Raw genomic sequence first — 24,345 nt, 5'->3', positions numbered from 1 at the left:
ATTACCAATTATCTGTTCGGAAGGAGGATACAGGAAGACCATCGTGCATCAGGTCGCCGTCCACCCAGTCCTTGAAGGCATAGCGGACAGCAATGGGTTGCTTGACCTCATCACAGACCACATACACCCGATTGCGTGACACCCATACCTTGGTGGCAGGATGGAACACCTTGTCGGAGCCTGCTATCTCGAAATTATTGGAGGTCGTGCCGTGCTCGAAATAGACCCATTCCTTGGAACGGTCGAAAGCGACGACAGCCGTATCGTTTTGGAAAGTCACCTCTTTATAGGTGGCGAAGTCTGGTAAACCTTTGACATCGTAGGTGTTGGCAAGCGCGAGGATGGCAAGTCGCTCACCAGCTTGACGCTTCTTACGGGGATGAATACCATACTCCAAACCAGCGTCCATCAGTACTGCCATGCGGGCATTGGAAATCATCGTCTCAGCCTTTGCCTGCTGTTCCCGCAGATACTGACTGTCTTTCCAGTCAATCAAAGAGTAGTCGTAGGGAGCTATCTGACAGTAGTAAAATGGGAAATCGCCCTGTTTCCAGTCACTGCGCCATCCCTCTACCATCGTTTTCAACAGTGGAGCATAGTAATCGTAACGGGGTACATTGTCCTCTCCCTGATACCAGATAGCACCTTTCATGGTGTAACCGATGAGGGGATACAACTGACCGTTATAGAGAGCGGTAGGACAGCGTTGCTGGAGTTTCGAGACATCTCCTACTGTGATGGTCTGTTTAACTTTCGGGAAGGCACGCAACCAGTCGGCTTTCATCCATGCCTCACAGGCAGAACCTCCCCATGCGGTGACGATGAGCCCTACAGGTACGTCCAAAGTCGAACGTAATGCACGACCGAAATAATAGGCTGTTGCCGAGAAGTCACGGACAGAAGCACTGTTTGCCTCGTTCCATTGTCCCGTCACATCGTATCGTGGAGTCAGTGATACATGGCGCTTGACGGTGAATAGTCGTAAGTTGGTGTCCTTACAACGCAGGAGTTCTTCTGTCGTCCCCTCTACGGGTTGCTGCTTGAATCCCTTCATCTGCATCTCCATATTCGACTGTCCTGCACAGATCCATACCTCACCGATAAGGATGTTTTTTAAGAGAAACGGTTTACCGTCGTTGAAGGTAATCTCATAAGGACCGCCAGCCTCCGGTGTCTGTACCTTCACCTCAAACTTGCCGTCCTTGTCGGCTTTCACCTGATAAGTCTTCTGGTCCCATGAGGTAGTGACCTTGACAGTCTTACCTTTGTCGGCAGTTCCCCATAGGTTACACTCTGTTTGCTGTTGCAACACCATGTTATCGCTAAAGAAACGGGGTAGCCTGACCTCTGCAAAGGAAGAACACAAGGACAGGTAAAATGTGAAAAGAAAAAATGTGATGCGTCTCATATCATTGTTCTATTTTTAATTCTGGTTGTGCTAACAGACCGGCAGGTAAGAGGTTGTCACCTTTGGTACGGTACTTGGCATTGGTCCAGATGCCTTCATAGGGTGACTTCCCCTGGTCCATACCGCGCAGGGCATTATGCCAAGTGTTGACGACCTCTATCTCTATCTTGTTCTTACCTTTCTGCAAGGCTTTGGTTACCTCCACCTCATAAGGGGCTGTCCATGCGATACCACAGTCGATACCATTCACCCAGACGTGGGCAATGTCCTTGACATCAGGGAACTGAATCCACGCACGACCAGCAGGTTGCTTTTTCATTTTCAATGTTGTCGTATACATCGCATGACCGCTGAAATAGCGAATCCGTTCGTCAGGATGCTGACTCCAGTCAAACAACTGCTGATTGTCGAGGGTGATGTTGCTTTCTTTGAAAGTGATACGATAGGAGTTCTCAATTATTCCCTGCGTGGGAACTCTGGATTCCCTGCGTGGGAACTCTGGATTCCCTGCGTGGGAACTCTGGATTCCCTGCGTGGGAATAAACAAGGACCCAAAAGCGGGCATCGTGAAGGTTACTATTGTCCTCCCATTCTCCTCGGAATAATCGACTTGTGTTACCTCATCTGTGACAGGATCATAGATATACGGAATGCGTCCTGTACTGCGGAATGACGCAGTGATCTCGCGTTCCTTATCCATTTGGTTGGCGAGGAAGTAGATGTCTTGTTCTGCAGTAGCACGATGGGTATAAGCGATACCTTCTGGTAGAATGACATCACGCTCAATACCCTCAATCGTCTCTGTGCGCCACGGTTTATCGATAATCACAACACCTTGCTGGCGTAATTGTTCTATTCGCTTCTGTACCTCCTTGGAGATGATGCAACCTTCAGGAATGACTAATACCTTGTAGTTGAAAGGCATATTCAGCAGGGCATCCTTGTTCATGGAGTCGTACTGATAACCATGAAGCGGGTTGATCCAGTCTTTTAAATCGAGAATACCGGCAGAGTGACGCACACCGACAGGTGACTCCTCCATCGGTTGTCCGACATTTGCGAGACGTTTCTTTTCTGATGCCACACGTTCTTCCCCGAACAAACCCGGTAACATCGGTACGAGACGGTCTGGTGTCAAAGCACGAGAGGGCATCTCCTCACCAGTATACACAGCGATATCCACTACAGGTGTTCCTTTCTGAAGCAAGGTCTGACAACGGGTGATATAGTCTACCAATGCTTTTGCCTCCGGGAACCACGTCTGGTCACGCTGGAAGAAGAGTCCGATACCGTCGAGCGTCATACCGGGTTTGCGGTCGAGCCAGGGGTTATGGGTATTCACATGGAAGAAGAGACGGTTCATTCCCAGGGCGAAGTTACGGTCCAATAATGCTTTGATGCTGGCAGGTGTCTCGTCCCATACACCACGTACTTCTGTAAATCCCTCAGCCTGAATGATCTTCTTTCCGTAGACATGTCCACCATGAATGGCATCCAGCATGTCGTTAGGTTTGTCGTGGGTGGGGGAATTCAACCAGTATTCGCCCATCGGAACATCCACATACTTATAATGCTCCATACCATCAGAGACCATCGTGGGGGCGACACTCTCACTGCTGAGTTGTACTCCATAGTCCTTTGCCTTCTGTGCCACCGTCGTGAAGAACACCTCGTTCACCAGATCATTGATGGTCATACGGATATCCCGTAGTATCTTTTCTCCGTCTTTCATGGGTACTCCTGCATAGACAGGCAGAAGGGGGATGAGGTCATAGCCCCGACGACGCTCAAACTCCTGAGCAAAATTCTTGCTCCAGTTCTGGGAACCACACTCCCAAGAGTCGACGTGCAGGTCTTGGATGGCTTTGTGGTTAGGACGGTTCATAAAAAGACCGAACCAGTTCTCTACCTGTTTCTCTACGGCTTCTTTCGAGAACTTGTCACACTCCAGTCCCTTGGCACCACCTGCAGTCGCGTTGGTATGACCAGTAGAGGTATGTCCCATTCGCAGGATACGCCACATACCCTTGGGTAAGTCTATCTCAACGAGGTCGCCAACGATTTCTCCACGAATCAGATCAGAAGGACGAAGGAGGTCGTTGACAGACAAGTCTTCTTGGGGAGTGTCTGGGGCAATACGCCATACGTAACCAGCCTTCCCCTCCCAGTTGTCGATGAGGGACCAACTCCCTAACTTGATACTCTTCAACCTGAGAACCGGTTTCCACTTGGCGGCATCCAGGTCCTCGGCACCAGGCTCAGTACCTTCAGGTGTCCATTCGAAACGGAAATACTTGGCTCGGGTGGGAGGAATACTGAATGTCGTATTGAAACCAGTGTTCTGCCAACCCTGACGGGGAGGTGTGAGTTGTTTGACATCATAGAAGACGATGCCGTCATCAGAGGCTCTCACCTTCAACCGCTGGCACTGGATATTCGTACCTGACGGCTCTATCTCAATATTCTGAACCAATGTGGGTTTATCGAAAACGTACTGAATCCAGCAAGGTTTGTCGGCACAATAGACACCCTTCGCGTTCACTGTCACCTCTGGAGAATAGGAAATATTGGGAGTACCAGGTCTGTCTTGCTTGATAGGTATCGCATATACGGCAATATCCTCATAGTAGTTCTCATAGTGTTGAGGTTTGGTCATCCGGAAATGATGGAATCCTCCATCCATGATGGTGTCACAGAATACGATCTTCTGCATCGATTCCTCGGGCTTGATCCACGGACCACCAGCCAAAGCAAAACCGTCACAGACATGAATACCCATTCCCAAACCGAGGGAATCAGCTTGCACCAAGGCTAAGTCGACCATTTTCCAGAAGTTGTCACTCAAAGCATCGGCAGTACCTTCATACTCTGGACGTTCCACAGCTCCTCGTATCGGCATCAGGTAACAGCCACCCAGTCCTACCTCCTTCATCGCCTGTAAGTCTGCCTTGATACCTTGTTCGGATACAGCACCGTACATCCAGTACCAGAAGGTCCAGGGCTTTATCGTGTCAGCATGGCTGACACTAAATGAAAAATGAAAAATGAAAAGTGAAAAAAGTAATCGCTTCATATCATTCAAATTTCAGGGTAGCACTGATACCTCCTTTTCCTTTGCTCCAATAGGGTTGTGCCGAGGGACCATTAAGGTCAGTGGTATTTACCTTGTTGCGTACGGAAGGGATAGCCTTGAGCAAGGCGATACCTGTCTCGGGGAGGGTATAAAGAAGATGGTCACGACCGTCACGTGGGGTATAGACACCAACATAACAATGGTTGTCAGGATGTATGATCTCGATCTTTCCTTCAGTGGTCTCTATCTGCATCCAGTCGATATTGGAGAAGTAGCCTTTGAACTCAGGATACTCGAATGACTCACCTGGTATGGGGTCGTTGTAGCTCGTCTGCCAATACCCGTATTGCGGACCTTCCAAACGGTTCTGCCAGACACGATAGGGTCCTTTTCCTACCCATTGCTTACTCTTAACCTTTGTCTCTGGATAGTCAAAGCAGACACCTAACAAATCGACAACACCGTTAAAGTAGTAGGATGCTGATAGGCTGACGCTGCCGTCATGATGGAAAATCCAGTTCACATACTCTAGCGAGCCATGACGGTATTGTGCATGCAGCACGTTATTGTCAAAGGTAAATCCAACAAAGGAACCTTGATCGGCATATTCCGTATAGTCGGTCTTTTTCTGGAAAGCCTCTTTGTCATCATGGTTATAGAAACCGTCTTGTGAGCGGTCACTACGTTTGGCGGCAATGAAACGGGGTCCGTTCCCAAAAGAAAGGGTATGTCCGTTTGTCACAACATGATGCAGGTGTCCGTCTTTTTTAGAGAAGACATATCGTTTGTTTGCCATACTGATAGTCATCTCGTCGGCGGTCTCCTCCATTCCTGCCTTTTCCACATTTTGTGGTTCACCTTTTTCAGTAGAACCCATTTGGAAGAAATTCCACGTAAAGATCTCTTTTCCGTATGGATCGGTGGCAGTAATTTGCAATACTTCTCCAATATCATCTATCGTTTGACCAATGGGTTTGGGCTTATTCACCTGAACCGTCTTTCCTGGTTCTGCATCTGGCACTTCTAAGGTTCCTTGTGAAGCGACTTTGGTCTGGCTGTTACCATAGGTTGGCATCAACAGATATTTGTAAGTGAAACGACACTCACTAAGTCGGGTGAAGTTATAGTGATTTGTTATTGCCAGTTTGGTGGATGGTAGTATTTCTATCTGTATAGGACTCCATATCTCACGGATGGTATAGAACGAGCCTTCTTTCTCCATGTGGGGACCTACGATACCGTCAGAGCCGAAGTTACCCATACAGTCAACGATATTGTTCATATCCGTGCGGACGACTCCCTGGTCCATCAGGTCCCAGAGGAAGCCACCGGCACAACGGGGGTTCGACATCATCAGTTCCCAGTAGTCCTTCAGTCCCGCACCATGTCCTCCATCGTAGAGACCATGCAGGAACTCGGTAGGCATGAAGATCTCCTTCTGTCGCATATACTCTGCCGTCTCACCCCATGAACGATAATGCTTCGTCTCGAAACCGTTGCGGTTTGCCCAAGGATACAAGACGACACGCTGTTGGGGGTCGAACTTTGCGAAGACAGGCTCCAGTTCATAGTTGAAGCCTCCCTCATTGCCATTGCTCCAGAAGATGATGCTGGGGTGGTTGACATCACGTGTCACCATCTCCTCGACAATCTGAGAACCGGTAATGGTCTCGTGTGCCCAATGCCATCCAGGTTGCTCACATTCCACATAGAGACCTAATGAGTCACAGGCATCCAGGAACTCCGGGTCGGCAGGGTAGTGGGAGAGACGTACGGCATTCATGTTCATCGACTTGATGAGCAGCACATCCTCGATATTCTTTTGCTTGGATAGCGTACGTCCCGTTTCTGGACGGAAAGAATGGCGGTTGGCACCTTTCACGATGACTTTCTTGCCATTGATAAACAAGCCATCCTCTTTGTCACCATTATATTGGTGACGGTATTCTATGGTGCGGAAACCAAATTTCTGACGTTCCACATGGAGGGGTTTACCTTGTGGGTCTTTTAATGTGAAGACAGCTGTATAAAGATTCGGCTGTTCTGCGTTCCACAATAAAGGATTCTTGACAGCGAAATCAACCTGTGTCTTGTCGCTGGCGACAGGGAAGGATGGACTGGTTGTCACCTTCATTCCTTTCGCGTCTAAAATATCGACACTTACAGAACTACCTGCAAGGGCGCGGTTCAGGAACACGTCAGCTTTGAAACGACCGTCCATTCCTGCATTGATGGCTACACGGTTAATGTTCTGAGCAGGTTTGGAAATGATAAACACCGGGCGCCAGATACCACCGAAGTTCCAGTAGTCGGCACGACGCTCAGCAAGATTGACCTGTGGAAGGGTGCTCTCTTTTAGGACTTCCACTTCCAAACGGTTTTTCTTCGCACCAAAAAACACACGGTCTGAGACATCTATGGTATGACGGGTGAAGCCTCCCTGGTAGGTGCCGTTACCAGCCTTTCGTCCATTGATCTGGACTCGGATTTCTGTAAAGGCTGCCTCGAAAACCAGTTGGATCTGTCGTCCTTGCCACTCTTGAGGTAAGGAGAACTCAGTCTTGTACATACCTTTCTCGTCAGCAATACCCTCCGGTGTCGCCTTACCATAGAAACGCATACCATATTGATAGGTGCCGAAACCCTGCAGCTCCCAGCAGGAGGGCACACCGATCTTCGTCCATTTCCCGGCATTCCGCCCATCGGTACATTGGAAGTCCCATTGTACCATATCATCACATCCTGTACCACTGATGTACTGTCGGTGTGTGTTCACATCACCTGATTGTGCCCATGCTGCGAGCCAACCCATAGTCAGCAGTCCTATTGTTACAAGTTTCTTTCTCATATATTCTACCTTATTTATATATATTAAGGACTCTCTCGTATCGGTTTTGTAACCCTTGACTCGTTACAAATCGGAGTCTTTGTCGTCTTATTAGAAACCAAACGAAAAAAGATTATGATACAGAACAAACCACTTAGCGGAATCATTCCGCCACTTGTAACCCCTTTGAAAGATAATGAGACACTTGATATTGAGAGTCTTGAGCGACTGATAGAACACCTTATAGCAGGGGGTGTCCACGGACTTTTCATTCTCGGCACTACTGGTGAGGAGCAAAGCCTGAGTTATGATGTTCGTAAACAGATGATCAAGGAGTCATGCCGCATCAACAAGGGACGCCTGCCGTTACTCGCATGTATCACCGATACCAGTATCGTGGAGAGTATCAAACTCGCTAAGGTGGCTGCTGACTGTGGTGCCGATGGTGTCGTATCCGCTCCACCTTACTATTTTGCTACGGGACAACCAGAACTTGCTCAGTTCTATGAGGAACTGGTACCGCAACTTCCGCTTCCCGTCTTCCTCTATAATATGCCGTCACATGTGAAGGTGAGCTTTGCTCCTGATACCGTGCGACGTATCGCACAAAACCCACAGGTGATTGGTTTCAAGGACTCCAGTGCCAACACCGTCTATTTCCAGTCTGTGATGTATAAGATGCAGGAACGTCCTGACTTCGCGATGCTCGTCGGTCCTGAGGAGATCACAGGTGAGTGTGTGTTGCTGGGTGGACATGGTGGTATCAATGGTGGTGCGAATATGTTCCCGGAGTTGTATGTGGCAATGTATGATGCCGCACGTGCTGGTGACCTGGTTCGTGTACGTCAGTTGCAGCAGTATATCATGCAGATATCGACCAGTATATATACCGTAGGAAAACATGGTTCCAGTTATCTGAAGGGTCTGAAATGTGCCCTCTCTTTGTTGGGTATCATCAAGGACGACTTTGTCGCCTCTCCCTTCTATAAGTTTGAGGAACCAGAACGCGAGAAGATTCGTCAGGCACTTGCAGCCTTGCCGATAAAAGATGGAAAACTATGCATCTGATAGATTTTGTCATCTTTATCGTCTTCACACTGGGTGTGGTGGTCTTCGGCTGTTCTTTCTTCAAGAAAGGAAGTTCCGCCGATGAGTTCACCTCCGCGGGACATTCCATCCCGGGTTGGGTCGTGGGTATGTCTATCTTTGCCACCTATGTGTCGAGTATCAGTTATATCGGTTATCCGGGTAAGGCGTTCGCCGCTGATTGGAATGCCTTTGTCTTTTCCCTGTCAATCCCTATAGCGAGCTATTTCGCCGCTAAGTACTTTGTGCCATTCTATAGGCATAGCGGCTCTGTCTCTGCCTATACTTTCTTGGAGGAGAAGTTCGGAGCATGGGCGCGTCTCTATGCCTCGGCATGTTATCTGTTAACCCAGATTGCCCGTATGGGTAGCATCCTTTATCTGCTTGCCGTCCCCATGTATATACTGATGGGATGGAACCTGCATGTGGTGATCATTACTACCTCTATCGGTATCATCATCTATTCGATGTTAGGAGGACTGAAGGCTGTCATCTGGGCAGATGCGATCCAGGGTATCATCTTGATCGGTGGTGCGATCCTGTGTCTTGGAATCTTGATGTTCTCTATGCCGGAAGGTCCCATGCAGACTTTTGAACTTGCCATTAACTCACCGGAGGGAAACAAGTTCTCGCTGGGTGCTTTCTCTTCGGACTTGACGACCTCTACATTCTGGGTCTGTATGATCTATGGTATCTTTATTAACCTGCAGAACTATGGTATTGACCAGAACTACGTACAACGTTATCATGCGGCAAAGACAGACAAGGATGCGAAATTCTCCGCACTTTTTGGAGGTTATCTGTTTATTCCGGTATCGGCACTGTTCTTCCTGATAGGTTCTGCTTTGTATTCCTATTATACGGCAGGTGTCGCCACCTTGCCGGAGGAGATCGCGAAGAAACCAGACTACGTGTTCCCGTATTTCATCGTCAATGGGCTACCTGTCGGACTGCGTGGCTTGTTGATCGCCTCTATCTTTGCTGCCGGGATGAGTACGGTGTCTACCAGCGTGACTTCAGCAGCCACGATTATCCTGACGGATTACGTCCGTCCTTTCTTCTTAAGGGCTCGTCGTATGGCTGATCATCTTCGCCACCATGATCCGAATGATCATCATAAGCATCAGAAATTGGAGCTTGCCATCGTGAGACTGAGCAGCTTTGGTGTGGGACTGTTAGGTGCCTGTGTGGCTATCGCCATGCTGAGCGTGGAAAGTATCATTGATGCATGGTGGACGTTGTCAAGTATCTTCTCAGGTGGTATGTTGGGACTTTTCCTGTTAGGATGCATCCCCCAGCAGATCAACCGCATAGGAGCTTTCTTAGGGTGTGTGGCTGGTATCATGGTCATCGCATGGATATCTCTTGCCTCGATGTGGTCGTTGCCGGGTCCGCATCTGCATCCTTATCTCGCTATCGTACTGGGTACGACAGTGATCTTCGTTGTGGGTTTCCTTGCCACTTGGCTTTACCAGACTGGCAGGAAGGAATAAGGATTATTCAACAGGTAATATACGAATCCGTAAAGTTTGAGGTGTTGTGGGCACGGTGTACTTCTTGAGAACACCAGGTCCACAACTACTGTTTCCTAAGCCCATCACCGCACAGTCAATAGACAGATAGACTTTCCCTTGGTCTTGCAGCTCGTAATCATGTGTCTTGCTGGCAAGATAGGGAGCGGAATAGGGGAGTGCGGAGAATGAGAAAGGAGTGTCTGTCGCCTCAATCCGAATCCCTTTTCCTTTCTTTGTCTTCAACTCCACAAGGGTACATTCCTCATGGTTTCCTGAGTCCTGTGGACGTGGGTAATGGACATACTGTTCACTGACTGTCGACTTCCACAGTCCAATAGGACAAGATTGTTTCCGGTCAGGATAGTTATCCCAGGGACCTCGTCCGTACCACGTCAGTTGCTCGTAATCACGGGGTAACTCGATGACAATACCCAGTCGGGGGAGTGGTGGCAGACTGTCTGGAATCGTGAAAGTGAAGGTCCATTCGTCACCTTGTTGCTCCATGCTCATCGGAATACGGAGTGTGTCGAGTCCACAACGTTTCCAGTCTTTCGCCAACCAATTGCCGAAACTCTTGTCATTATCTGTGGGAGCTCGGAATATTTGTGGCTTGATCGTTGAGATGTAATGACTGATGGCTGGTGTCTGGGACTTTGCTTTCAACGACTTGGGCTTCTGGGTGTTTGCCTTTACCTCTGGACCATTGCCATAAACAGCCTGTACCTCATAATATTTCGGAGTCAGGGTACGGTCGCTCATCACAACGCCATTCATGCAGAAAGCATGTAGGTTGGGCTTGTCACCAAAATCTCCACCATAGAAGACGGAGTCATTTTTCATCTTTAATCTTTCATCTTTCATCTTTAATCTTTCATCTTTCATCTTCATGATGCCTTGGTCTACCCAGTCCCAGATAAAACCGCCAAGCATCCGTTTGTTGGAGTTGATCTCGTCCCAGTATTCCTTGAAATTACCTAAGGCGTTACCCATGCAATGGGCATACTCACTGGTCAGTACAGGACGTGGTCCACCGTCAGAGCCTATCCATGTACAATGGTCTCCTTCCCGTTGGGCTATCTCCAACAGACGCTCCCAACGTGCGTTCTCCGCACGTTCCTTGTCGCTGCCCTCAGGGATACCGGGGTTCAGGTATTCCTGCATCACACGGGGATAGAAGCGGGAGATGACATCAACTGTTGAGGGGTCGGGGTCTCCTTGTGCACCTTCGTAGTGGACGGGACGGGTGGGGTCGAACTCATGGAGCCATGCTGACATAGCGGCTTGGTTAGGACCATAACCACTCTCGTTACCAAGACTCCAGAAGATGATACATGGATGATTCTTGTCGCGTTCTGCCATACGGATGGCTCTGTCGAGGAAGGCTTCTCCCCAGTCAGGTGTCGACGCCAGTGTACCACGCAGACCATGTGTCTCACAGTCTGCCTCGTCCATCACATACATCCCCATAGAGTCGCAGAGCTCATACCAACGTGGACAGTTGGGATAGTGTGACAGTCGTACGGCATTGACATGGGCAGCCTTCATCAGCCTCAGGTCCTTGAGCATCAACTCCTCTGTCATCACACGGGCTTTGTATGGGTCGTGCTCATGACGATTGACACCCCGTATCTTGATGGGTTGTCCGTTGATGAGCAACTGTCCGTCTTCGATACGGATGACGCGGAAACCAACCTTCTGGTTGACTTGTTCGACGATGGTGCCGTCTCCTTTTTGTAATTGCAGACAGAGGGTATAGAGATAGGGACTTTCTGTACTCCACAGGTGAGGGTTGTCGACCTTCATCTCCATACGGTTGAACTTACGATAGCCACGTTGTGGATACCATTCATTCATACGGGATGCTTTGTGGGCGAGGTCCAGGACTTCATTTGCTGCGACCGTGTCAACAGCTATGGGACGGTTGCCGTCTGACAACGTGGCGACGAGACGATAGTCATCACCTGTCTCACCACCGTAGACGGAGAATTGTGGATTGATGGCAAGCGTCCATTCCCCCTTCTCTTTGGAGGGGATCAGGGGGAGGGTCCTTATGGCGACATCTCTCAGACGGATGTCAGGGGTGTGATAGAGCAGCACGTTCCGGTGAATACCACCAAAGCGCCAGAAATCCTGGTCTTCCAGATAGGAGCCGTCACTGTATTTATATACCTCTATGGCAATCTGGTTTGTTCCTTTCTTGATATACCGGGTGACGTTAAACTCCGAGGGTTCCATGGAACCTTGGCTGTAACCGACTTTCTCACCGTTGATCCATACATAAAAGGCACTCATCACTCCCTCAAAGCGTAGGAACGTCTGTCCCTCTTGCCATCCTTCAGGTAAGGTGAATGTCCGCCTGTATTGTCCGGTAGGGTTACGCTCCTCATATGTTGTCCATTCCTTCTTGGGCTCTTTCATAACATAAGGAGGATCTATCTTGAAAGGGTAACCGGCGGAGATATAGATAGGAGTACCGTAGCCGTTGACTTCCCAGTTGGCGGGAACGACAAGCGTCTTCCAACCGGAAGCGTCGAAGTCGGTGCGGTAGAAGTCCTTGATGCGCTCATCGGGGGTCTTTGTCCATCGGAACATCCAGTCTCCGTTCAGTGATAACATACGGTCACCTGCTTTCTCTCCAAAGGGAATAAAGTAGGCTCGTGCCGGCTCACGGTTGATCTGCAGTACGTGGTTGTCTTCCCAGTCGTGGTGCTCCTGTTGGGCGAGACTGGAAAGACAGCATAGGGAGCATAGTGATATAATGACGGTTCTCATTGTACTTCGAGTTCTTTAAATTCTACTTGTTCTGTTTCTATCTTTAATCTGTACGTACCAGCGTTGATCTGGGTACCAGTAGTTGTCGAGAGCATCTTCCACTTATTCGGTGTTGGCGGGAAAGTCACGTCACGGTCTACCAACACAGCCCCTTTTGCGTCAATGATGGTCATACGGGCGGTGATGGCGTCACCTGTGGTGTTCTTATAGCGGAAGCGCAGGGCGTATTCTTGTCCAAGACCGGGTTTGATGATGAAAGTGGTACCAGGAGTGGCTTGTTTGTTACTCACTTTCTCCTCGACAGGCTCGTAAACGGAAGCGGGACGTGACTCCGTATCCGCCGGCAACAGTTCTTTGGGCAGTTTGGCAATCGTATCTGTATCAAGGGCGTGCCATGATAGGGATTGTGCGGGGATATGTGAGGTCCTTGCTTCCTGGGAGGCGATCGCTATACCACAGATGACAGCCTGTCCTGCCTTCACCTCTGGGAATGAGATATGGATATTCCCCTTTTGGACTTTAGTATAGACGACACGTCTCAGCGCACCGCAGTATCCTGCTTCTGCCCACGGATCGAGGTCGTCGACGACTTTCTCATCATTCACGGCGACATCGAAGATACGCAGTCCCTCATAATCGGCAGTCTCTGCCGCATAGCGTCCGTGCCAGGGCTCTACAAAGTACAATTCAATACGGTAGTCTCCATCAGGAACAGGTAGGTCGTACCATAGTCTGTGGCGACCAAAGCGGAAGAACTGGAACAGCTCGTCGCTTTTCGTTCCCCGGATGTCGGTGGTGATATGGCGTTGCGAGGCTTGTAAGGCATGGATACCCTCAAAGTCCTGTCCCCATGAATGACTGAAGAGGGTGTCATCAGCCTGCCATTGTTGTCCGAACTCGTCTGTGAAAGCATCACCGCCACAGTTGATGCGGTATAGGTAATGATACCCCTCAGCACCCTTCAGGAGCTCTTTGTTACGGTCGGCGGCAGTGGGGAGATCCGTGTTCTCGGAGACGGGTGTGTCCTTTGAGAGATTTCTGTACATATAGTAGGCGGAAGTCGGCTCCTCCCATGTGGTGATGAGTCCTTTATAGTTGATAGGACCGACCTTGTCGATACGCCGTAATGCTCCGTCGGGTTGTACGCGTCCCGGGTTGTCGTGTGAGTTGAATATCCACTGGAAGTGACCGCAGACACTGTCTTTCGCACTATAGGCAAGACGTGCCTTTGTCTCCAGGAGGGAGTTGAATGACTCCTCACTGTATTTGGCATCACCATGCAGGTCGATGGTACGCCAGGCGCCGTATTCTCCATTCAACAGTTGCTCAGGCTGTTTCAGTTCCTTGTCATAGTTCTTTGCGGTGCCGCCATAGGTACCACTCCAGTTCTGGATGACATTCCAGTCTGTACCCTCGCCGCCGTTGCAGGTCGTGATGGCTCGCTGGTCACGACAGGTGGGGTCGAGTTGTCTGATGATGTTACTGCATTCCTCCGCGAATTTCTTGGGTAACACGCTCTCGTTTTGTAATCCCCACAGGATGACAGACGGTGAGTTGCGACGTTCTTTGATCCATCTGACAAGCAACCGTTTGAAGTTATTACGGAAACGGTGTGTGTCATACCAGATATGGGCAGAGAACTGGCTCCAGAAGAGAATACCCTGTTCGTCACATAGCTGTTGGTAAAGCAGATGGTGGGGCTGATGTGCCTCACGAATGGCATTGAAACCACCATTGATGATCTGTTTGACTCTCGACCGTATCTGTTCTTGTGAGAAAGCATGACTATTGCCAAGAAGATGTTCATACTCACAGGTACCGTTGATGAATACAGGTTGACCATTCAACAGGAAACGATGGTCACCGTCCTTTCGAAGTACGGGCCATGAGATACTCCGTATGCCGAATGGGGTGCGTACCTCATCAGCAGTCACAATCTTACTGTCTGTCTTCGTCTTTTCCGCTCCCTCGGCTATGATGGCTCGCTTGATCATCGTGGTGAGTGTATAAAGATAGGGGTCGTCGAGACTCCATCGGTGAACATTCTCCACCCGCTCGGCATAGTGGAATGTCTTACTATCCCCGGCTTTGATGGTCACTGGCTCTGCATGCCGGAATACTTGTTTGCCGCTGGCAAGGGAGAATTTCTGAACGAGTTCGACAGTCTGTGTCTCTTTACCATAGTTGCGTACCTCTGTCTCGATGAATACCGAGTCACAGGCGGCATTGTTCCAGATATGGACTCCGAAGGGCTCTATGCGTACCTCATCGGTCTCAATAAGACTGACTGGACGGAAGATACCGAAGGGTTGACTGCCTTCTGAGAATCCCCACTCACTGCTGCATCCTCCGCAGACCCAAGGTGAGGCTGTCTGCATGGCTGGATGGTCAACGTCCACCCGCAACTGGTTCTCACCATTCTTCAGACGGTCTGTCACGTCCAGTGTCCATACCGTACGACCTACCAGCTCCTCTGGATATTTATGTCCGTTGAGGATGACGGTGGCGTAGGTGCCGACTCCCTCGAACTGGAGGAAATACCGCTTGCCCTCTTGTTTCGTGGTGGTGAACACCTTTTGGTAAGTAGCACTGCCGTGTAGGTTCCCGTGCCGGAGCTGTCGGTAACCGTAGTAGTCGTCGAAGTTATGGGGGAGTGTGACGTTGATCGTCGTCTTGTCACGTCCTGCGGAACAGGAGGCTGTCCATCCTTCATTGAGGTTGGTGATAGTACGGCGCCCTTTGGTTTCGGGCTCCGGGAACCGTACGTCGCTTCGTCCCATCGGGACACTGGTGGCGACGGCAATACCACGCTGCTGGTCGTTATTGACAGCACAGTAGAAATGGTACACCACACCATTGTGCTTCACCACATAACTCTTGTGGGCAAACAACTCGTCGTATGTCTTGGAGGGTGTGATGAGGTCCTGTCCCGTCCAGTCTTGCCATTTCAACAAGTCCCGACTGACCGCGAAGGTGTTATAGGCGGCATATTGTCGGGTGGGGTTGTAGGCGGAGAAATAGAACATGACATAGAGGTCTCCCATCTTCACGATCTGGGCGTCACCGGTGATGATTCCTGGTGCCTCATGGGAGTACACGGGGTTGCCTTGATAGCGTTTCCATTTCTTCAGGTCGTTCGACAAAGCAATACCAATTCGCTCTGCCTTCAACTCATTGGCGGGATTCACACCACCGGCATTATAGAACATGATAAAACGGTATTTCGAGAGTTCCCTGGGCAGTGCGCTCTTCGTCTTTCCTTTTCCTTTCCGCTTGTCACTCTTCAACTCATAAACAGTACTCTTATACTCTGTCAACTTTTCCCACCACTGGGCGTCCTGGTCGTTGATACTGACAAGGGGACTGTTGCCCGATTGCCATTCATGGGGTTTCGTAATGTCACCACCTGTCCATGCGAGTCCGATGTTCAACGGCTCACGGACAGCCTCGTAACCCGTCCCGTGTCCACCGATATAGGTCATCCAGTGGTTCTTCTTGTATTGTCCGATAGCGTATGAACCGTCCCATGTCCAGTCGATGAGGGCAGGAAAACCGCCACGCTGGTTCATGTCCCATCCATCGTCTTTGTAGGACAGGATGCGTCCCAGTGTCTGCCAATGCAGCAGGTCGTCACTCTTGGCAAGCCAGGTCTCATAACCGCGTCCGTCAAGTCCTTCCTTGCCGTTATAGACCACGTAGGTCATATACCAACTGTCTCCCTCACGAAATACCGTAGGGCAGTCTATTTTGTGGTAGTTGTCGGTGGGTGCTACCACCATACCGTATTTATAAGGTGTTCGTACCTCTTGGTAAATGCGGCTCATCTCCTTTTGTGTGATGGGCTGGGCACCTGCCGCTAATGGCAATAAAGACAGCAGGTAAAGGATGATCTTCTTCATCTGTAAGTCGTTTTAGTAGAATGATATGGCAAAGGTACGAATAAGTGAGCAAAGAACAAAATAAATTCATTTATTTTTTCTTTCGAGCGTGAGTACCTTCGACCAAAGGTCAAAGTACGAATAAGTGAGAAGAAAACCAAAATTTTTTTGAGTTTTCTCGAACGTTAGTACCTTCGACCGAAGGTCAAAGGTTCTCGTCCGTCACACGAAGCCCTGCCAGGCATGATGCTTAGCAGGGCTTTTGCTTAGTTCAGCATACTCCGACACAGGAGGTCGTTCCTAATGCCGTCAGCAGGGCTGTGGCGATGGAGGCGATGATCTGAACGATCCATTTAAGTGTTTCTTTCTTCATTACTCACCTCCCTCCTCTGCTTTCTCTGACTCCACACTGTACTCCTTCGTCTCCTCGAAGACGACATCCTTCACGAGATTCTTCGCTACGGCGAACTTCTGGGCAATGGTACCGTTGGCTCGGCGGCTGACACCGGTCACCACACGGACAGTCTCAGGGGTGAACAGTACTCGGCGGGTGGTGATGTTCTGTGCACCCACATCCTCGGGACTGGCGCCTCCGATGCTGGAGAAGCCCACCTTGAAGATACCGATGCCCTCCAGTTTCACCTTCTGACCCATCTCGAAGAAGTGCTTCATGGCACCACCCAGCTCGTCGAGGACGGCGATCACGTCGGAGCGCTTCACGGAAGCCTGTGTCTGGATGAAGTCTGCAAGAATCTTGGTCCCGATGAAGTTCTTGTCGTAGACAGCTTTGGCGAAGTACTTACCGCATGCGGTGGAGCGAGGGTTCGTGTTCTGTTGCTTGATAAATTTCTGACTCATGGTTTTAAATTTTTAAAAGGTTATTACTAAGATTGATTGTGTTGATTCAGATCTGCAGCTCTTCCTCATTGTCAAGTGCAATTGCGGTGCAAGGTGAAAGGCTACGGGTAGGCGAACTTTGTTCGGGAATATGCAGAGCCGAGCTCGCTCGAGCTATGCTGAGCCGCAGCCCGCAATCGCCGTTACATCCTCAATGCAACGGCAAAGGTACAACATTCCCATTGCGGTCTACGAATTTTCAGGTGTCTTTTTTTTATTTTTTTTAAAAGTGGTCACGAAGGTCATTAAGGTCATTTGTCATTAAGGATTTCGGATTTTTACTAAAATAAGTATAATAATATATATATTATATATAATATATATATTATTAACCAAAAACACCCATTTTTCAAAACTCTTAATGACAAATGACCTTCATGACACTCATGACACACCCATAACCCTTAACCTGTACCTTGAACTTAACCTTGAACCCTTAACCTTGAACCCTTAACCTTGAACCCTTAACCTTGAACCCTTCTCCAGTATCTGTTAAGAGGTATTCCAGTATCTCCCATAGGGGTATAACAGCCTTTAGTATCAGGCATACCAGCCTTTAGAACACGTCATAGAAGATACTCCGTCAAGTGATCGCAGGCACTCCGATGCGCACAGGACAGCCCCCTTGTACGCAGTCTTTGCCAATGCTATCAAGCATGATTACAAAAGCCCTAATCCCACAACAAGGTGGAAGGACGTTATTAAATTGAAATAATAGGACAATCCCCTAAAATTCTTTTCACAAACAACCGAACAAAATCACCACAAACAACCGAACAAAATCACCACAAACAACCGAACAAAATCACCACAAACAACCGAAAATATCTATAAATATTTGCATAATTCAATAATAATCAGTAACTTTGCAGCAGAAATAGCAATACTCAAATAATATGGATAATAATTATAAACTGAGAATTGCCGACAAGCTGTTATCTCGCAAGATGGCTGGCAAGGGTGCCGTATTGATTGAAGGCCCTAAATGGTGTGGTAAGACAACTACAGCTCGTCAGTTGGCCAAAAGCCTGCTTGACCTGGGAGACACTGAGGTATTGAAGCAGAGCAAGCAGATGATGGAAATCAGTTCGAAGACGCTTTTGCAGGGGGAAACGCCCAGACTGATTGACGAGTGGCAGACAATACCTGAGCTATGGGATACCATCCGCAACGAAGTGGACAAGCGAAGTGCTTTTTCTCAGTTCATACTGACTGGTTCTACAGTAAAGCCACAGGCAGAAGAGACCGTGCATAGTGGAACAGGTCGTATAGGCAGAATCAAGATGCGCCCTATGAGTCTATTTGAATCGGGCGAATCCACAGGTAGTGTCAGCTTGCGTAGTCTGTTCGAAGGTGAGACGTTCGAACCTCTGTCAAACAGTCTGGAATTACAGGATATAGCCTACCTGACCTGCCGAGGCGGTTGGCCTCAGGCTACACTACTTGAAGGAGAGATTGCTTTGGATCAGGCTTTTGGATATGTCGATGATGTATGCGAACGAGATATACAGCGAGTAGATGGTGTGAAGCGCAGTGCTGAGCGAACTCGAATACTATTACGTTCCTATGCTCGTAACGTCTCACAGCAAGTATCTTATGGTACCATCAAGGCAGATATGCTGTCGAATGATGCCAACACACTTGATGAGGATACTGTTGCAGATTACATCAAGGCGCTGAAGAAATTGTTTGTACTTGAAGACCTGGAGGCGTGGAACCCCAATATTCGCAGTAAGTCGGCAATCCGTACCAGTGACACTCGCCATTTTGTAGATGCCAGTATCGGGACTGCAGCATTAGGCTTGGGACCCAAAGACCTGATTAACGACCTTGACTCGTTTGGACTCATCTTTGAAGATATGGCTGTACGTGACTTGCGAGTGTTTGCTGAAGCGCTTGACGGAAAGCTGTACCACTATCGCGACAGCTCAGGGTTGGAGTGCGACACTGTGTTGCATCGCAGAAACGGTACATATGCGCTGATAGAAGTAAAATTAGGTGGTGAGAAGCTGATAAACGAAGGAGCAGAAGCGTTGAAGAGTCTTGCCGACACTATCGACACCACGAAAATGAAGAACCCTTCATTCATGATGGTTCTCACAGCAGTTGGACCATACGCTTACAGAAGGCCTGACGGCGTATTTGTTGTACCTATCGGTTGCTTGAAAGATTAGCAGGGATTTACGAGGCTCTTCACTCTTCATTCTTCACTCGCCCCCCTTACTCCTCCGCTCCTTACTATTTTTCCCTCTATAACCGCTAACCTTTAACCTATAACCTTTATTTGGTATTGAAATAATAGGACAATCTAGAAAGCCCAAGTCTCCACGATTTGGGCTGATTTTTTCAAATTCCCTGTGTGAAACAGGAACCTGTCACCTGTTTCACTCTGGTGCTAAGGTAATAATTATTTTAGAAATTCCTTCTTTTTTAGGGAAAAGTTTGGTCGTTTCAATTGAAAAGTGTATTTTTGCAGCATGAAATATTGTTGAAAAGTGTAGTTTTTGACTATTAAATCATATTGAAAAGTGTATAATCGCCATGCTGTATAGGAAGATTACATCATACATCGAGGACTATTTGAAGTCTGATACTGACAAGATTCTGATACTGGAAGGAGCCCGTCAGATAGGCAAATCGTTCAGTATTCGTGAGGTAGGTACACGCCTGTATCCGAATTTCATAGAAATCAACTTTGTGGAGGACGACGAGGGTGAACAACTATTTAAGAACATCCATAAGAAGGAAGACTTTTATCTGACCCTCAGCATGGTTGCAGGTGACAAGCTTAACAATAGTGAAGATACGTTGGTGTTCCTCGACGAGATTCAACACTATCCGCAGTATCTCACTATGTTGAAATTCCTGCGTGAAGATCATCGCTATCGCTATATTGCCAGTGGCAGTCTGCTGGGTATCACTCTTCAAGACACGACCTCTATCCCTGTAGGTAGCATTACTATCAAGGAAATGTTCCAGCTTGATTTCGAGGAGTTCTTGATTGCCAACGGCTTCGGAAACGAGGCTATCAATATGCTGCGACAGTCCTATGAAAAGCGCCAGAGCCTTTCGGAAGAGCGTCACACCCATGTACTCGACCTTTTCCGCCGCTATCTACTGGTTGGCGGACTGCCAGATGCTGTCAATACCTACCTTGATACACATAATATCGTGAAGGTACGTGAGGTACAGGATGGTATCCGCAACCTTTATGCCAGCGATGCTTCCAAGTATGAAAAAGAACACAACAAGAAGCTGCTCATACGTCGTATCTACGAGATGATTCCCTCACAGATGGAAAATAAGAAGAAGCGTGTGGTGGCGCAGGAAATACGTGGAAAGAAGGGTGACCGCTTCGACCAGTATAAAGAAGAATTTGAGTATCTCATTTCATCTGGCATATCTTTAGCTGTTAATGCCATCTCTAATCCTCATTTCCCATTAAGTGAGTCGTTGCAGAAGAACTTGCTGAAGCTTTATCTGAACGATGTAGGTTTGCTTACAGGTCTGCTTTATCGTAACAACATCCGTCCTGTTCTCGACGATATATGCAGCATCAATCTTGGTTCCGTCTATGAAAATGTCGTTGCCCAGGAACTTCGTGCACATGGTCATAAGCTCTTCTACTATGATAACCGCAAGCAGGGCGAGGTTGACTATTTGATTGACAATCACACAACGATGAGTGTTCATCCGATAGAAGTTAAGTCTGGCAAGGACTACAAGGTACACAGTGCCCTCAATAATCTGCTAAAGAATCCAGAATATAACGTCCTTTCAGCTACTGTCATTTCCAACGAGCGCGAGGTCTATCAAAATGGCAAGGTTACATATATGCCCATCTATTTTGTAATGTTTATGGAAGCAGAGACATCTCAAATTGATAAAGAAGAGTACATTTTTTGATGTCCTTCGCCCTTCACCCTTCACCCCTCAGACATCAGCCTTCAGACATCTTACATCTTCCGCCCTTCACCATGAACCATGAATCCTTCTCCTTTTATCAGTTTCATGGTGCTAAATTAATAATAAGAAAGGAATATACAAAATATAATGTTTCACTCAAAAGTCCTAATCCCACAACAAGGTGGAAGGATGTTATAAATTGAAATAATAGGACAATCCAGAAAGCCCAGTCTTCATGATTTTGGCTGATTTTTTTTAAATTCCCTGTAAAAATCTTTGTTATAATCCAAATATTTCGTATCTTTGTGGACAGTAACTAAAAACAAAAGAACATGTACAGCGTCGATATCGACCTCGCACACTCAAGCAGCTCCATATGCAGGATTCCTGAGGAGTAGAAAGCGTAACAGGAACCTGTCCCTGCGTTTCACGATTAAGTGAGCAGAAAACCAAATTTCATTTGAGTTTTCTCGAGCGTGAGTATCTTAGACGAAGTCAGAGTTACAAAGAACTGAACGAAACCCCAAAATATGAACGCTATTTTTTGTGATGTTGTTTTTTTTTATTATTTTTGCAAATGCTACACAGACATTGAGACTCTGAATCGATTGATAGAGTTAAAAAGGATTACTACATGAGTGTTTTATATAAATATTTGGATGTAAAAGGTGGATTGTTGATGCTTGAAAATCACAATCTACAGTTTACTAATGCCACCAAGTTTAATGATCCCTTTGACTGTCACCCAGCATTGTTTGATTATTCTCATGCTCCAATAAATAAAAATAATTGGCCTCCAGTAGATTTTCTTACTAGAAAGGGAAAGAGTGATATGGAGAACATGAGAAATCACACTTGGATTTGCTGTTTATCGAAAGTATATGATTCATTGTTGATGTGGGCATATTATAACAATCATAAAGGTATCTGTATTGGGTTAAACAAAGAGGCCGTACTCAATTGTTGCCAACGTGGTTTTTGGGGCATGATGCCCCCCCATTTTTTAGAAGTAAAATATAGGGACATTCTGCAAAAGCCTGATTATTTTAAACCAGATGCCGATTTTTGGAATTATCTTCTTTGTACTAAAGCCAAAGCATGGGAACATGAACAAGAAGTACGTTTAATAACAAAGGATCCTGCATGGATTCAAGCAAGTAGATCTATTCCAGTGGAAATATATAAGGATGCAGATGCTAATGGAGATGAATATGTTGATGGAAAAGAAATAAGACATTACCCTCCTTTAACAGCCGATTGTTTTGAGTCTGTTTATCTCGGTGTAAACATGCTGAAAAGAAACAAAACAAAGATAATAGAAATCGCTAGAAAAATAAATCACGATATAAAGATTTACCAAATGACAATAGACCCTGAAGCTTTTCGGCTGAAGGCTGAACAAATTTAGAATTATGGCAAAGAAACAGATAAAAGAGAAATCGATAGAAGAAACGCTGTGGGAATCGGCGAATAAACTGCGAGGCTCTGTGGAACCATCGGAGTATAAGCACGTGGTGCTGAGTCTTATCTTCCTGAAATATGCTTATGACCGATTTACGGAGCGCAGAAATGAGTTGGAAGCTGAGGGTAAGGGGCAGTTTGTTGACAATCCCGTATTCTATAACGCCAAGAATGTTTTCTATCTGGAGCCTGAGAGCCGTTGGAACTTCCTGATAGAGAACGCCAAGCAGAACGATATTGCTATCAAGATAGATAAAGCTTTGGCAAAGGTGGAAGAGAGTAACCCATCGCTGAAAGGTGCCTTACCGAGCAACTATTATGCAGGGCTTTCATTAGATAGAACGAAACTGGCTGCATTGCTTGATGAGATCAACAAGATAGATACGCTGAAAGACCCTGAGCACGACTTGATGGGACGTGTATATGAGTACTTCTTGGGTAAGTTTGCTATTGCTGAAGGTAAAGGAAAGGGAGAATACTACACTCCAAAGACCATCGTCAATCTAATAGCTGAGATGATTGAGCCTTATCGTGGCAAGATTTACGACCCTTGTTGTGGTTCTGGTGGTATGTTTGTTCAGAGTATGAAGTTCATTGAGGCGCATCACGGTAATAAGCGTGATATCTCTGTCTATGGACAAGAATATACCAATACCACCTACAAACTGGCGAAGATGAACCTTGCCATTCGTGGCATTGCCTGTAACTTGGGTGAAATGGCTGCTGACACGTTCCATAACGATCAGCACAAAGACCTGAAGGCAGACTTCATTATGGCTAATCCTCCATTCAACCAGAAGGCCTGGCGGGCAGAAAACGAACTGAAGGACGACCCACGATGGGCAGGCTACGACGTGCCACCCACAAGCAATGCCAACTATGGCTGGATTCTGAATATCGTCTCTAAGCTCTCTGCCAACGGTACGGCTGGCTTCCTTCTTGCCAATGGTGCGCTGAGTGGCGACGGCACAGAACTGGAAATCCGCAAGCAACTGCTTCTGAACCATTTGGTGGAAGCCATTGTTATCCTACCTCGTAATATGTTCTACTCTACTGACATCAGCGTGACGCTTTGGATTCTCAATAACAATAAAAAGGCTCGCACCGTGGAGCAGAACGGCAAGATGGTTCGCTATCGCAATCGTGAGGACGAGGTACTGTTCATCGACTTGCGCCAGTGGGGAGAGCCGTTCGAGAAGAAATACATCCAGTTCTCTACGGAGCAGATACAGCAGATTGCCGAGAACTTCCATAATTGGCAGCGTGTAGGCTATGAAGAGACCTATCACGATGAGCCGGAATACTGCTATTCTGCCACCCTCGACGAGATTGAGAAGAAAGGTTGGAGTCTTGTACCAAGCAAATACATTGAGTTCCGCAATCGTGATGAGCAGATTGACTTCGATATCAAGATGCGCCAACTGCAAACAGAAATGCGAGACCTCTTACAACAGGAAGATGCAAGCAAACAGGAACTAAAAGCCCTTTTTGAGAAGTTGGGATATGGTTTGTAATTCTTTCCA

Annotated in this window: 13 protein-coding genes; 6 read left to right on the top strand and 7 right to left on the bottom strand. The window is 47.7% G+C overall.

Going from position 1 to position 24,345, the window contains the following annotated elements; all coding sequences use genetic code 11:
* Nucleotide 1 precedes the first annotated feature (1 nt).
* The 3 genes from BM257_RS06390 to BM257_RS06380 are packed head-to-tail and all read right to left on the bottom strand — an operon-like array spanning nucleotide 2 to nucleotide 7,329.
* Nucleotides 2–1,408: a sialate O-acetylesterase gene (locus BM257_RS06390; RefSeq protein ID WP_092069894.1), complete on the bottom strand. Its 1,407-nt coding sequence runs from the start codon at nucleotides 1,406–1,408 to the stop codon at nucleotides 2–4.
* Between the two features lies 1 nt (nucleotide 1,409).
* Entirely contained in the window at nucleotides 1,410–4,481 is a 3,072-nt protein-coding gene (locus BM257_RS06385) for a glycosyl hydrolase (protein ID WP_092069891.1), read from the bottom strand.
* A gap of 1 nt (nucleotide 4,482) precedes the next feature.
* Entirely contained in the window at nucleotides 4,483–7,329 is a 2,847-nt protein-coding gene (locus BM257_RS06380; RefSeq protein WP_092069889.1) for a glycoside hydrolase family 2 protein, read from the bottom strand.
* A 114-nt stretch (nucleotides 7,330–7,443) separates the two neighbouring features.
* Between BM257_RS06380 and BM257_RS06375 the strand changes: the two genes are divergently transcribed.
* Nucleotides 7,444–8,376, top strand: coding sequence for a dihydrodipicolinate synthase family protein (locus BM257_RS06375; RefSeq protein WP_369821307.1), 933 nt, complete (start codon nucleotides 7,444–7,446; stop codon nucleotides 8,374–8,376).
* A complete protein-coding gene (locus BM257_RS06370) occupies nucleotides 8,367–9,887 on the top strand; it encodes a sodium:solute symporter family protein (RefSeq protein ID WP_092069886.1) in 1,521 nt (506 codons plus the stop codon). Before BM257_RS06375 ends, BM257_RS06370 begins: the two co-directional genes overlap by 10 nt.
* Before the next feature lie 3 nt (nucleotides 9,888–9,890).
* Here BM257_RS06370 and BM257_RS06365 read toward each other — a convergent pair whose 3' ends face one another.
* From BM257_RS06365 to BM257_RS06355, 4 genes are all read right to left on the bottom strand, one after another.
* The gene (locus BM257_RS06365; protein ID WP_092069883.1) at nucleotides 9,891–12,680 is read right to left on the bottom strand and encodes a glycoside hydrolase family 2 TIM barrel-domain containing protein; all 2,790 of its coding nucleotides are present in this window, start codon (nucleotides 12,678–12,680) and stop codon (nucleotides 9,891–9,893) included.
* On the bottom strand, nucleotides 12,677–16,579 hold the full coding sequence (locus tag BM257_RS06360) for a malectin domain-containing carbohydrate-binding protein (RefSeq protein ID WP_092069880.1): 3,903 nt from the start codon (nucleotides 16,577–16,579) through the stop codon (nucleotides 12,677–12,679). Before BM257_RS06360 ends, BM257_RS06365 begins: the two co-directional genes overlap by 4 nt.
* Nucleotides 16,580–16,829: 250 nt before the next feature.
* Nucleotides 16,830–16,931, bottom strand: coding sequence for a smalltalk protein (locus tag BM257_RS14780; RefSeq protein ID WP_177216037.1), 102 nt, complete (start codon nucleotides 16,929–16,931; stop codon nucleotides 16,830–16,832).
* A complete protein-coding gene (locus tag BM257_RS06355; RefSeq protein ID WP_092069877.1) occupies nucleotides 16,931–17,416 on the bottom strand; it encodes an HU family DNA-binding protein in 486 nt (161 codons plus the stop codon). Before BM257_RS06355 ends, BM257_RS14780 begins: the two co-directional genes overlap by 1 nt.
* Nucleotides 17,417–18,351: 935 nt before the next feature.
* On the opposite strand from BM257_RS06355, the gene BM257_RS06350 reads away from it, so the two are divergent.
* The 4 genes from BM257_RS06350 (at nucleotide 18,352) to BM257_RS06335 (ending at nucleotide 24,336) form a co-directional block, all read left to right on the top strand.
* On the top strand, nucleotides 18,352–19,629 hold the full coding sequence (locus tag BM257_RS06350) for an ATP-binding protein (RefSeq protein WP_092069874.1): 1,278 nt from the start codon (nucleotides 18,352–18,354) through the stop codon (nucleotides 19,627–19,629).
* Between the two features lie 367 nt (nucleotides 19,630–19,996).
* On the top strand, nucleotides 19,997–21,361 hold the full coding sequence (locus tag BM257_RS06345; RefSeq protein WP_092069871.1) for an ATP-binding protein: 1,365 nt from the start codon (nucleotides 19,997–19,999) through the stop codon (nucleotides 21,359–21,361).
* Between the two features lie 634 nt (nucleotides 21,362–21,995).
* Nucleotides 21,996–22,769 carry a DUF2971 domain-containing protein gene (locus BM257_RS06340; protein WP_092069868.1) on the top strand — a complete coding sequence of 258 codons (774 nt, stop codon included), beginning with the start codon at nucleotides 21,996–21,998 and terminating at the stop codon, nucleotides 22,767–22,769.
* 4 nt (nucleotides 22,770–22,773) lie between these two features.
* Entirely contained in the window at nucleotides 22,774–24,336 is a 1,563-nt protein-coding gene (locus tag BM257_RS06335) for a type I restriction-modification system subunit M (RefSeq protein ID WP_092069865.1), read from the top strand.
* The last annotated feature ends 9 nt before the right edge of the window (nucleotides 24,337–24,345 follow it).

This window comes from Prevotella sp. tf2-5 (assembly GCF_900115435.1).
GTDB lineage: Bacteria > Bacteroidota > Bacteroidia > Bacteroidales > Bacteroidaceae > Prevotella.
Note: the sequence above shows the minus strand (reverse complement) of the source record. Positions and strands in the feature narration are given on the sequence as shown.